The sequence below is a fragment of the Acinetobacter sp. ANC 3929 genome (assembly GCF_000369405.1).
Classification (GTDB): Bacteria; Pseudomonadota; Gammaproteobacteria; order Pseudomonadales; family Moraxellaceae; genus Acinetobacter.
In genome coordinates, this window is sequence record NZ_KB850000.1 from 1 (window position 1) to 12,864 (window position 12,864).

General features: G+C 39.2%; 13 protein-coding genes. 9 read left to right on the forward strand and 4 right to left on the reverse strand.

Going from position 1 to position 12,864, the window contains the following annotated elements; genetic code table 11:
* The 4 genes from F909_RS08415 to F909_RS08400 all read right to left on the reverse strand — a co-directional run.
* On the reverse strand, window positions 1–120 hold a 120-nt coding region (locus F909_RS08415; RefSeq protein ID WP_005151474.1), incomplete at its 3' end, for a CoA-transferase.
* Window positions 121–233: 113 nt separating this feature from the next.
* Window positions 234–1,154 (reverse strand): catechol 1,2-dioxygenase, encoded by a 921-nt coding sequence (catA, locus tag F909_RS08410; RefSeq protein ID WP_005151475.1) that lies wholly within the window; start codon window positions 1,152–1,154, stop codon window positions 234–236.
* A gap of 129 nt (window positions 1,155–1,283) precedes the next feature.
* Window positions 1,284–1,574: a muconolactone Delta-isomerase gene (gene catC, locus F909_RS08405; protein WP_005151478.1), complete on the reverse strand. Its 291-nt coding sequence runs from the start codon at window positions 1,572–1,574 to the stop codon at window positions 1,284–1,286.
* A gap of 14 nt (window positions 1,575–1,588) precedes the next feature.
* A complete protein-coding gene (locus tag F909_RS08400; RefSeq protein WP_005151480.1) occupies window positions 1,589–2,698 on the reverse strand; it encodes a muconate/chloromuconate family cycloisomerase in 1,110 nt (369 codons plus the stop codon).
* 104 nt (window positions 2,699–2,802) lie between these two features.
* Between F909_RS08400 and catM the strand changes: the two genes are divergently transcribed.
* The 9 genes from catM to F909_RS21270 all read left to right on the forward strand — a co-directional run bounded on the left by catM (window position 2,803) and on the right by F909_RS21270 (window position 12,798).
* Window positions 2,803–3,720 (forward strand): cis,cis-muconate-binding transcription regulator CatM, encoded by a 918-nt coding sequence (catM, locus tag F909_RS08395; protein WP_005151484.1) that lies wholly within the window; start codon window positions 2,803–2,805, stop codon window positions 3,718–3,720.
* A gap of 329 nt (window positions 3,721–4,049) precedes the next feature.
* On the forward strand, window positions 4,050–5,315 hold the full coding sequence (locus tag F909_RS08390; protein WP_005151486.1) for an OprD family outer membrane porin: 1,266 nt from the start codon (window positions 4,050–4,052) through the stop codon (window positions 5,313–5,315).
* A gap of 363 nt (window positions 5,316–5,678) precedes the next feature.
* On the forward strand, window positions 5,679–6,065 hold the full coding sequence (locus F909_RS08385) for a heme-binding protein (protein ID WP_005151487.1): 387 nt from the start codon (window positions 5,679–5,681) through the stop codon (window positions 6,063–6,065).
* Between the two features lie 2 nt (window positions 6,066–6,067).
* Complete coding sequence (locus tag F909_RS08380) at window positions 6,068–6,844, forward strand: SDR family oxidoreductase (protein ID WP_005151488.1); 777 nt, start codon at window positions 6,068–6,070, stop codon at window positions 6,842–6,844.
* 430 nt (window positions 6,845–7,274) lie between these two features.
* Window positions 7,275–7,622, forward strand: a complete 348-nt coding sequence (locus tag F909_RS08375) for a DUF3649 domain-containing protein (RefSeq protein WP_005151489.1) — start codon at window positions 7,275–7,277, stop codon at window positions 7,620–7,622.
* 4 nt (window positions 7,623–7,626) lie between these two features.
* The gene (locus F909_RS08370; protein WP_005151490.1) at window positions 7,627–9,321 is read left to right on the forward strand and encodes a PepSY-associated TM helix domain-containing protein; all 1,695 of its coding nucleotides are present in this window, start codon (window positions 7,627–7,629) and stop codon (window positions 9,319–9,321) included.
* Window positions 9,321–9,656, forward strand: coding sequence for a DUF3325 domain-containing protein (locus F909_RS08365; RefSeq protein ID WP_005151491.1), 336 nt, complete (start codon window positions 9,321–9,323; stop codon window positions 9,654–9,656). The genes F909_RS08370 and F909_RS08365 overlap by 1 nt, the downstream gene beginning before the upstream one ends.
* A gap of 365 nt (window positions 9,657–10,021) precedes the next feature.
* Complete coding sequence (locus F909_RS08360) at window positions 10,022–12,487, forward strand: acyl-CoA dehydrogenase (protein ID WP_005151493.1); 2,466 nt, start codon at window positions 10,022–10,024, stop codon at window positions 12,485–12,487.
* A gap of 200 nt (window positions 12,488–12,687) precedes the next feature.
* A complete protein-coding gene (locus F909_RS21270; RefSeq protein ID WP_005151495.1) occupies window positions 12,688–12,798 on the forward strand; it encodes a hypothetical protein in 111 nt (36 codons plus the stop codon).
* Window positions 12,799–12,864: the final 66 nt, after the last annotated feature.

Below are 12,864 nucleotides of genomic sequence, written 5' to 3' on the forward strand. Positions count from 1 at the left end.
CAATCCATCTATCAGTTCAGCGGGTTGTCCTGCAGTGCCGAAACCACCAATCATGATGGTTGCTCCATCTTTGATTTGTGATAGCGCCTCGGTTAATGAGAGCGTGCTTTTATCAATCATAAGGCCAACCTTTTATCCATGTTTTTAAATTTCTATACATGCCGCTTTTGCTAGGTATGTATAGAAATTTAAAAACTGTGAGCTAACAAATAGCTCACAGTAAATCTTTTGCTTTAAGCACCAACACGACGGCGTTCAACTTCTGAGCTTGGCGCACCAGCTGTTTCTTTGACCAATTCAACATTAAAAGTAATGTGCTTGAATGGTTTGTCGACACCACGACGTGCAATTTCTGCTGCATCAGTGACATCAACTGCTGTTGCTACAAGACCTTCACGTGTTGCGAACGCAAAGTCATCCCAGAGATATTGATCACCTTCAATATTGAATTGCGTGGTTAGCTTGCGGTAGCCCGGTGCAGATACAAAGTAATGTACGTGGGAAGGACGGTTACCATGACGACCTAACTGATTGAGTAGGGCTTGTGTAGTTCCTTCAGGAGGGCAGCCGTAGCCCACAGGCATCGTAGTTTGTGCGATATATTGACCATTCGCATCAGACAAGATGGTACGACGTAAGTTAAAGTCTGATTGTGATTTATCAAAGAATGAATAATTACCTAAGCTGTTGGCATGCCAAACTTCGACTTTGGCACCTTCGATGATATTGCCATTCTGGTCAGTAACAATCCCTTCAATAAACAGCGTATCTACTTTGTCTGACTCTGTTCCATCATCCATACGCGCAAAACCGACAGATTCTGGTGCGCCTGCAACGTAAAGTGGACCTTCAATAGTACGTGGTGTACCGCCAGTAATCCCAGCTTTAGCATCTGCTTCATCTGCACGTAAATCGAGATAGTGTTCCAAGCCAAGCCCAGCCGCCAATAAACCAAGCTCATTGGCCTGACCCGCATCGGTAAGATACTCTAAACCTTTCCATAGCTCGCTTTGAGAAATATCCAGATCCTCAATTGCCTGAAAAAGATCTTCAACAAGACGTACTACGATTTGTTGTACACGTGGGTTTACTTCACCCGTTGCTGTGTCAACATTCATTTGTTTTACGAGAGTGTTAATTTCTTGGCGGTTCATACGTATTCTCCTGAAGTATGATCGTTTTTTGGTGGCTTGCGAACTTGCGCTTTAGCTGGTTCTTTGGCTTGCCACATTCCTTGTTTAATTTGTTTGTGTAACTGATCTAGCCTTGTCGATGGCAGCTGCTTAGCGATCGTCTTCACGGATAGCAGAAGGGTGTCGATTCATAGCCATCACTTCAATATTCATGTAAGGATATAAAGGTAATCCTTGTAAAATATTGTGCAGTTCCTCATTACTTTCTACATCAAAAATACTGATGTTTGAGTACTGACCTGTGATGCGCCAGATATGACGCCATTTGCCTTGACGTTGTAAGTCCTGTGAATATGCCTTTTCAATGGCCTTAATTTGATTGGCTTTTTCAACTGGCATATCCAGAGGGATGTTTACATCCATTCGTACGTGGAAAAGCATGTCAACTCCTTGAATTATTGACGACGCAGGTTATCGATTTTGTCTTCATCCAGTTCAATACCGAGACCTGAACCAGTTGGAATTTTCAGTTCAAAATTGCCATATTGAAGTGGTGTTTTTAAAATTTCTTCCGTGAGCAGAAGAGGACCGAACAGTTCGGTTCCCGCTGCTAAATTATTAAATGTTGAGAATGCATGTGCTGAGGCAATTGTTCCAATAGGGCCTTCAAGCATGGTGCCACCATAAAGGTCAATACCTGCGAGGTTGGCAATTTTTGCAACTTCACATGCTTCAATCAGGCCACCTGATTGTGCAATTTTTACCGCAAAGACCGAAGCAGCATTTGATTTCGCCAATTCATAGGCACTTTGTGGACCAGCTAATGATTCATCCGCCATAATTGCAATATCGAACTTACGGGTCAGACGTTGCATGGCATCCGTATTATGAATTGCACAAGGTTGCTCAATCAGATCAACACCACCATCTTGCAGCATCTGAATCCCTTTAATGGCAGTGAGTTCAGACCAAGCACGGTTCACATCTACACGAATTGAAATTTCAGTACCTAATGCTTTTTTTATGGCTAAGACATGTTCTACATCTTGTTCAACTGGACGTGAACCGATTTTTAGTTTGAAGACATTGTGACGTTTCAACGCAATCATTTTTTGTGCTTCGGCAATATCTTTTTCTGTGTCACCTGATGCAAGAACCCAAAGTACAGGCACGCTATCGCGTAAGCGCCCACCTAAAACCTCACTCAATGGCAAATCTAAACGCTGCGCTTGGATATCAAGTAGAGCTGTTTGTATGGCACATTTCGCGAAACGGTTGCCATTTATGCATCGGTGAATCTGCTGTAGCGTTTGTGCCACATTAAAACTGTCCAAAGTTTTTAACAATGGCGAAAAGTAATGCTCTATATTGGTTTTAACGCTTTCAGGACTTTCTTCTCCATAACCTAAACCACCAATCGTCGTTGCTTCGCCCCAACCAATAAAACCATCTTCTGTGGTGACCTTAATCAGTACCAAGGTTTGGGTTTGCATGGTTGCAACGGCCATCTTATGTGGGCGGATAGTCGGAATCTCGACCAGCAGGGTTTCTATGGATTTATACATCTTTCATCTTTCTTCAGTTTTCACCTATTTACATACCCTAAATTAATGTAATATTTAGAACTAGGCAGAATTTGGTATTTTTAGATACTTAAAAGGTATATTAAATGGAATTAAGACATCTTCGTTATTTTGTGACGGTGGTAGAAGAACAGAGTATTACCAAAGCTGCAGAAAAGTTATGTATTGCCCAGCCACCTTTGAGTCGCCAAATACAGAAACTGGAAGAAGAACTTGGTATTTTATTGTTTGAGCGCGGCTCACGTCCCGTGAAAACCACTGAGGCAGGACAGTTCTTTTATCAGCATGCCGTGCAAATTTTGACTCATACTGCACAAGCTGCTTCGATGGCGAAACGGATTAGCTCGGTCAATACCATTGTTCGAATTGGTTATGTCAGTTCATTACTGTATGCATTATTACCCCAAGTGATTTATTTATTCCGCCAAAATCATCCCGATATTCAGGTGGAATTACTTGAATACGGAACCAAAGATCAAATTGAAGCATTGAAGCTCGGAAAAATAGATTTAGGGTTTGGTCGTTTAAGAATCAGTGATCCTTCAATAAAACGGATTTTATTGCGTAAAGAAAAATTGAAATTAGCGATTCATAAAAATCATCATTTAACGCGCTATATGGACAAAGGGATTTATCTATCCCAAATTATCAATGAACCGATTTTTTCTTATCCTGCAACGCAAAAGCCGAATTTTTCAACTTTGATTCAGTCGATTTTTACTGAGTTGGGACTCGTTCCAAAAGATCTGGTAGAAGTTCGGGAGATTCACATGGCTTTGGGCTTGGTTTCATCTGGAGAAGGGATCTGTATTATTCCAGAGAGTGCCAGTGATATCGGGATGAAAAATCTGGTCTATATTCCGATTCTGGATTTAGAGGCTTATAGTCCTATTTCCTTGGCCGTTCGCAATATGGATCAAAGTCCTTATCTGCCTCAGATTTTAGAGTGTATTAAACAGGTCTTTGAAGAAGAAGGAATTCCAATCCAACTAGACGGCGATTAAACCTGCTTAAGTATTAAACATAAAATAGTCTCACATGTAGGTTTTATTCATCGTACCTTTAAAAGCGGTCTACGTACCGCTTTATTTCCAACACGCAGAATAACTAAAGAATAAAAGCAGACCTAAAAGGTATAACTATATACTTCATTATCTATGGAAAATTACATTAATAATTCAAATAATGAACATGACCAAGCGTTATCTTTGAATGTATCCAAATAAACTTGATCATATTTTTAAAGAGGCATAAACGACGGTCTTTCCAATGGGTTAGGTATCAACTCATCAATTGCACCAACAATAATTTCAAAACTCGGAAAGGATTTCCCATGTTAAAACCAAATACGCTTTATAAGGCGCAACGGGTTGCTTTTTATACAATTTTTGGCTGCTTAAATATCAATGCTGCTTATGCTGATTTCTTGGAAGATAGCCAAAAAAGCCTGTATTTGCGTAACTTTTATGTTGAACGTGACTATGAAAATACCGATAAAGATCTAGGCAGTTGGTCCCAAGGTTTTACTGGACGCTTTGAATCAGGATATACCGATACGCCTGTCCAGGTGGGTTTAGATTTCGGTTTTCAATATGCACTGCGTTTGACCAACCGCTATGACGAACGTCTTGATACGGCTTTTAAATATGATACGCAGGAAGGTCGACAAGAGCGTGATTATTTAAAACTGGGTGCAACGCTTAAATTGAAATATCAAAATACAGAGCTTAAAGTTGGTGAGCTTTTTCCAAGAACACCTGTCTTATTTATTGATGATTCTCGACAATTGGTTACCACTTATGCGGGGGCAATGTTAGAAAACAAAGATATTAAGAATTTAAAAGTATCTGCTGGGCGTTTTACCCACGTCAACGCACGTGATAATGATGAATATGAAAAAATAACCTTAGGTGCATCGACTGATCCAAGTAAGAATAGTGATGGGCTTAATTTTATTGGACTTGATTATGCCATGACGCCTAAATTTTCGACGGCGTATTGGTTTGGTCAATTAGAAGATATCTATCAACAACATTATGTTGGTGCCAGTTATGCTGAGCAAATTGATAAAACCAAAGTTAAAGTGGATGCACGTTACTTTAATTATAAAGAAGATGGTGATGCCTATTTTGGTGATATCAATGCCAAATCTTTAGGCTTACAAGCAAGTGCGCAAAATGGATCGCATACCGTTGTTGCTGGAATACAAAAACAGACAGGAGATCATAATATTCCGCTGTTAAATGGTTATGTTCCTCAGCTTTATTTACAAAGTTGGTCTGCATTAGCCTTTTATAAAGCCAGAGAATTCACTTGGCATGCTTTATATAGCTACGATTTTTCCAATGCTGGTGTGCCAGGGTTGAAGTTGACCTTACGTTATTTGAATGGTAGTGAAATCTATCGTCCAGGTTTAAAAGATAATAAGGAAACCGAGACGGACGTCATTGTTAACTATGTGGTTCCAGAAGGGAAGCTCAAAGGTTTAGGATTTGAATGGCGTCATATCCGTGCGAATATTAAATATGGTGCTGGCAATAATCCAGGAAATGATTACGTTGAAAATCGTATCATGACTATGTACACGTTTAAGTTTTAATCCATTTTCTTGATATCTTTTATATAAGCATCCCAGCCAAAGGTGATAGATAAGGCTGGTGATGCTTTTTTGATGGTTCAATCTTTAAAAAGATGCAATAGCATCTATCGTTGAGCAAATACAAAACTGAATAATTAAAGTAAAGCTAAATTTGGAAAAGTAACTCTAAAACATCCAATATTATAATTTATATAAAACAATGACTTATTTTTTTATTTTTGTTGCGATAGCCTTTATTTAAAATTTTATCACTCACAGAAAACATACTTAAATAGTATAAAGTTATACCTATTTATTCTTAAATTTACATGTAAAATTAAGCTATAAATTAAGTTATTCTTAATATTTAATGTAGGTAAAATAATGAAAAATATTAAAGATTTTATAGAAAAAATTGAAGAAATCGCAGTCATACAAGATGTTGGACTTTGTGTTTCATTACTTGATGAAAAGGGAGAGTTAATCTTTTTTATAAAAATTGGGCCTGCAATTCCGCTTAGCACTGAATTTAGTCAGCTTAAGGCAAAAACTTCCTACTTATTCCAAGCAGATAATCATGAGGTTTATGCCTCAATCAAGAGCTTAGGGCAAGTCGCTCTATTTGATCAAAATTATTGTTTTATTGATGGTGGGAAGGTGGTTGCCAATCCATCAGGTAAAAAACAATACCTCGGTGTTTCATCCACTGCTCCTCTTAAAGACAAAGAAATAGCAGAACAACTTGAACAACTCTTAGTGAGAAAGGTGTAAAAATGCAAAAAGTATTAGTGACTGGCGCTGGAAGTGGTTTTGGTAAATTCTTCAGTTTAGAACTGGCAAAACGCGGTTATATCGTTAATGCAGGCGTTGAAGTAACCAATCAGATTACTTCACTGCAAGAAGAAGCAAAAAAGCAAAATGTACAAATTAATATTTTCAAACTTGATATTACCAATGAGTTTGATCGTGAGTATGCGACCAAATTAGATATCGATATCTTAGTCAACAATGCAGGAATAGGCCAAGGAGGTGCGATTGTTGATATCCCACTGCGTGTGCTGAGACAGCAATTTGAAGTCAACTTTTTTGCCACAATCGCTTTAACACAAGCATTCTTGCATATTTTCCACAAGCGTAAATCTGGACGAGTGGTGTTCATTTCATCGATTGCAGGTTTAATCACTGCTGAACAAAATGGTGCGTACTGCGCGTCAAAACATGCCTTGGAAGCAACTGCTGAATCGTTAAGAATGGAAATGATTCCTTTTGGAATTAGTATTGCAACGATCAATCCTGGGCCATATTTAACTGGTTTCAATGATCGATTAATCGAAGCTTCTCGTGAATGGTATGAACCTGAAAAGAATATTTTCGATCATAGTAATTTATCATTCCCGATTGAGCAGTCACCAGCTGATGTACATGTGAAAGACATGGTGGATGTGATTGTTGACCCACATTCAAATTTCAGAAATATTTTCCCAAAAGAATTTGTTGATTTTGCTAAAGATTATCAGAAAAACTTATGGGTAATGAAGTCAGATCAATAGTAAATACAATAATTTAAAGGCGCAAAATTAAGGTTTGCAAGATTGATTACGCTTGCAAGCCTTTTTTTATTTTGGTCATTCAGGCTCATTCGATTCAATAGATTTTAACAATAAAAGCAATCAACAGGCCAAAAGCAATTCATTTTTATTTCAGTTATTGTAATGATAATAATTATCATTATTGTTATATTTTTTTGTTTTGTGTATTATTCAAAATATTTTTAAGAATAGATTAAGGTTTTTATTTTTAGAAACCTAGCTCTTAAATTCACCAAAATTGAAGTAAACATGAATAAAAGAGGAGATGGCTTATAAATCTAACGAATTTCATGGTTGGTGATCATATTTTAATCCGAAGTTTTCTTTCTAATCCTCCTTAAATTGTGGTGATGACTATTTAAAATAATCGTCACCTTGTTTGGTGTTTTTTATGAATATTGAAGCATCTGTACCTTTGGGATCAGTCAAAAGGGTCACAAAAAAGAAGGTTGCACAATCATCATTGATTAAATATCGATTGATGATTTTTTCACGTTTTATCTTGGCAATTTTTGGTGGCTATTACTTTGCTGCGATATCGGCGATGTTGATGGGGAATTTGTTTTCAGCTGAACCCTTAAAGGCGAATGCTGTTTTTGGCGCAACCATGTTGGCTTTCATAATTCATTGTGCTGTGTACATTTGGGTATTTTTAGTCAATTCAACTCTGAAAGTCTGGCTAGGTGTTATTGTTCCGAGTGTCTTAATGACTGTGATGTATTGGTTTTTAAAAGGTTAGTGTAATGCGTGTAGATGGTAAAAATGAAGGCCCACGCCAATCGATGTCATGGTTACATACCTGGACAAGCTTACTCTTAGGATGGCTGCTTTATGCGGTTTTTGTCACGGGTACGCTTAGTTTTTTTCAAAACGAAATTACGGTTTGGATGAAACCTGAATTGCACCAGTCTGTGACTACGACTTCACAACAGCAACAATTAGGTTATGCATTGCGGTATTTAAATCAAAACGGGCAAACCGCTGATAGCTGGAATATTCGTTTTGCCAATGAACGCCAACCAGCCATTATGCTGAATGTCCGTCAGCCCGGTGAAGGTCGCCGCCGTGGTGGTGAGATTTATCTGGATGCACAAACGGGTCAGGAAATTAAAGCACGTGAAACGCGAGGTGGGGGATTCCTTTATCGTTTCCATTTTGAACTCTATGGCATGCCACGTATTTGGGGACGTTGGATTGTCGGTATTGCGACGTTATTCATGTTTGTGGCAATTATCAGTGGCATTATTACCCATAAAAAAATCTTCAAGGATTTCTTTACCTTCCGTCCTGCCAAAGGCCAACGTTCATGGTTAGATGCGCATAATGCAACAGCGGTATTTGCCTTGCCATTTCATATCATAATTACCTTGAGTGGTTTGTTACTCTTGATGCATCTATTTATGCCATGGGCAATGAATACGCACTATGGCAATGTTCGAAACTTTTATCAGATTTTAAATGAACCTGTTGCTCAAACATCTGAACAAGCACGTTTACTGGCGGAGCAAAAGCAGAAAGAAGCAGCAGAAGAAGGACGGGGTAATCGAGGTGGTGGCCGTCGTGAATCCGAACAAGAAACGCCAGTGATTGCAACTGCACCAATGGTGAACCTAGTCGGATTGAGCCAACAAGTTCAACAAGGCTGGGGCGATAATCCAATTTCCTCTATTCGAGTGAATAAACCGAATACTATTGAAGCTGATGTTCAGTTTAATGCAACACGTACGATGACATTACTTGATCGAGAAAGTATTGCTTCGCTCAAGTTTAATGCGAACACTGGACAATTGATTGACGAGGCCAAGCCAGTTAACTCGACTCCAAAGGCCATTTATACCTTAGTGACGTGGCTGCATATGGCACATGGTGTGGATTCGGTGTTACGTTGGTTGCTATTTTTATCGGGTATATTGGGTACCATGATGGTGGCTTCTGGTTTGATTTTGTGGGGGGTGAAACGTATTCCAGATGTGCAAAAGTTAGGTTATAAGCCCTTTGGTCATCGTGTGGTTGAAGTCTTGAATGTTACTGCCATTACAGGATTGCCGATTGCCTGTGCAGCCTATTTTATTGCCAATCGTTTTATCCCTGCACAACTGGCTGAACGTTCTCCACATGAAATTAATGTGTTCTTTATCGCTTGGCTTGTGTGCTTGATTCATGCTGCTATTCGACCACATCGTCCTGCATGGTTGGAACAACTGGCTTTAGCAGCAGTGCTATTTTTGTTTATGCCAATTCTGAATTTCCTTACAGGTGGTCAAGCGCTATGGATGAGTATCTATCATGGGCAATGGATGATCGCTAGTTTTGATTTGATTTGTATTATTTTAGGTCTGATTTTTATCTATTCTTATTACAAATTAAAGCGTTACCAAGACTTACCTGTGAAGCAGAAAAAACAACCTAAGCTCCAAGCTGCACAGGAGCAAGCATAATGGCAGCATTGATGTTGTGGTGTGTTGCAGTAGTAGCTTTGTCGAGTTTGGCTTGTGGAATGAGTAAGCATCAGCGCGATATTTTTACTGCTCAAATCTCTGATCAGAAGCGTCGATATTTTGAAATTGCAGGCTGGATAATTCTGCTCATTTCTGCGGTGATCACAATTTACTTTAAAGGTGTTTCGGTTGGCCTATCGGAATGGTTGGGCTGTATCACCTTTGCCGCTTTGGCAGTCGGGTTATTATTAACTTATCAGGCTAAAAAATTATTGCAGGCCAATGTGGTTGTGACTGTTTTATTCGGACTGTTGTTGACAGTGACTTTGATCTAGCGTTGTATTGAGTTTAACTAAAAAGAGGAGACTTGGGTTTCCTCTTTTGTTCTTTTAAGTGAACAGGCTTTAGGCTTATTAATTAAATTTTAGGAAGATCTAAAATATTCTGGGCGAAGTTTATGATGGATCTTAATCATTGCTCTTTCGTTAAAAAGGGTGGGAGTAAGTTAAAGTTATTGATTTGAATACTCAGTGTCATCTGAATGCCTTTGTGTAAATTTTAGTAGTTAATCAAGCAAATAGCGCTTCAATATGTAGAATAAAAAATAGCCATTTTTTTATTAAAGAATGACTTTAAATCAAAAATTAATTTAGATTTTTCTCATTTCATCTTCATCCCAATCTGAGATAACGGAGCAAATATGATTGTATTATTGATATTGCTTGGCCTATTGATTCAGTTAGTTGTGGTATGGGCTGTTTTTTATTTTGAAGTCAATCGAAGTGTTGGCTGTTTTATTTCTATTGCCGCAGCCATTCTGTGTAGTGTGTTGATCACACCGTGGAGTTTGTTACTAGGCGGTCCCATCATCATCGCGAGTATTATTCTTCTGATTACTCCATTACGTGATGCATTGATCAGTCGACCTGCGTTTAAAGTGCTTTCAAATGCAATGCCGAGTATGAGTATCACGGAGAGAGAAGCTTTAGAGGCGGGCACCAGTTGGTGGGAAAAAGAACTGTTTATGGGCGCACCCGATTGGAAAAAATTTGATCAATATCCTTATCCGACCTTATCAATAGAAGAACAGTCATTTTTAGATAATGAAGTACAACAACTCTGTTCAATGTTAGATGAATGGAAGATCCATCATCAAGAAAAAGATTTACCGCCTGAGGTTTGGCAATTTATCAAAGATAATGGCTTTCTCGGTTTGATTATTCCAAAATCATTTGGCGGTAAGCAATTTACCCCCTTTGCGCAAAGTCGAATTATGAGCAAGATTGCTTCCCGTTCACTGACTGCTGCCGTCAGCTGTATGGTCCCGAATTCGCTTGGGCCAGGTGAGTTGCTACTGCACTATGGTACAGAAGAACAGAAACAACGTTATTTGCCTGGTCTTGCAAACGGAACAGAAGTCCCTTGTTTTGGTTTGACCAGCCCCGAAGCAGGCTCAGATGCGGGTGCGATTCCTGATACTGGTGTGGTGTGTTATGGACATTACCAAGGCCAAGAAGTACTGGGTTTAAAAATGAATTTCTCTAAGCGTTGGATTACGCTTGCACCGATTGCAACCGTGATTGGTTTGGCCTTTAAACTTTATGATCCAGACGGTTTGTTGGGCGATAAAAGCAAAGTGGAATATGGCATTACCTGTGCCTTGATTCCTGCTGAGCATGATGGTATTCAGATCGGTCCGCGACATAATCCGGGTGCACCATTTATGAACGGTACCGTCGAGGGGAGTGATGTATTTATTCCTTTGGACTGGATTATCGGAGGACAGCAAAATGCAGGTAAAGGCTGGCGTATGCTGATGGAATGTCTTGGAGTCGGTCGTGGTATTTCATTGCCTGCTTTGGCAACCGCAGCAGGGGAAATGAGTTATCTGTTGGTGGGGGCATTTGCCAGTGTTCGCCAACAATTCAAAATCTCGGTTGGACATTTTGAAGGTGTACAAGAGGCGACAAGTGATATCGCCAGTGATGCCTATATGTTGGAGTCATTTCGTTATCTGGTCACTTGTGGTTTGAACCAAGGTGGAACACCTGCGGTGATGACCGCAATGGCAAAATACTATGCGACTGAAACCATGCGCAAAGTGGTCAATCACGGAATGGATGTCGTCGGTGGTCGAGCGATTCAGCTCGGCCCACGTAACTTCCTTGCATTGACTTATCAATCGATTCCAGTGGCAATTACGGTAGAAGGGGCAAATATTCTAACCCGCTCTTTGATGATTTTTGGTCAAGGTTCAATGCGTTGTCATCCTTATTTGTTTGAAGAATTGCAACTGTTGCAATCTGAAGATCAAGCTGCTGCTTTTAAGGAATTTTCACCATTATTATTTAAACATTTAGCCTATACCTTCAATCGCGCAGCTAAAGCAGCAGCATTTTCGATTACTGGTGGTTCAGATGATGGCTCTAAACAAGCCGATGATTTTTCCAAAAGCTATTACAGCAAGATCAACCGTTTCAGTGCTGATTTTGCATTAACGGCAGATATGGCACTTGGGATTTTAGCGGGTGATTTAAAACGCAAAGAAATGCTGTCTGGGCGTTTGGCTGATATTCATGCGAATTTATTTATCGCTACTGCAATCTTGAAATACTATGAACAGGGTCAGAGAACTGAGGCAGAACAGAAGCATGCGGAATTAGCATTGAATAAAGCCCTATATCAGGTGCAAGAAGCTTTCTTTAGCTTCTATGATAATTTCCCAATGAAAGTTGCTGCGTGTATGGTCAAATTACTGTGCTTTCCATTTGGACGTCCAATTGCAGCACCATCGGATCAATTGAAACAGGAAGTGGCACAACTCATTATGCAAGAGCATGCGTTCCGTGATCAGCTGAAACAGCACGTTTATTATACAACGGATGCAAATGATGTCATGGGGCGGATGGAGTCTACGTTCCAGAGCTTATTAAAGCTACAACCTTTGTGGAATAAGTTCAAAAAGGCGGAATCGAAAGATCAGTTTAGTGGTTTAACGTTTGAGGAGCACATTGCTAATGCGATTGAGACAGGTTTTATTAGTACTGCTGAGGCAGAGTCACTTTTACAATACAATGCCAAACGCTATGACAGTATGTTGACCGATATTTTTGATGAGCATTTAGCGAATGATTTACCGCTTGAAAATCCTCATCTTAAAATCTGATTGTTGAGTAGAGCAGCCCTGAATGTGAGAGATGAGGCGATTTTTATTCATACTTTCACCAGATTCAGGGCTTTTTTCATAACAGTTCTAATTTTCCATACTAATCTGTTATATTTTTTTTGAAAAATTCTGTGTCTTTTTTTGTTCTGTATCTTACTGCACTATAACAACATGAATTGAGCAAAGCCAAAGGTGCCGATATGAGTTTTTTGAAAAAAAAGAATAATGCCAGTTTTGTGTTCTTCATTATTACACTGTATGCATTTTTAGGGTTTGGTTTGGGCTACATTATTTGGGAATATTTGCTATAAGCAGCAATTCCAATCAGGTTCAAAGCGTTCGTCAAATCTACCGCAAGAGTAAAAATGGCCTATGGG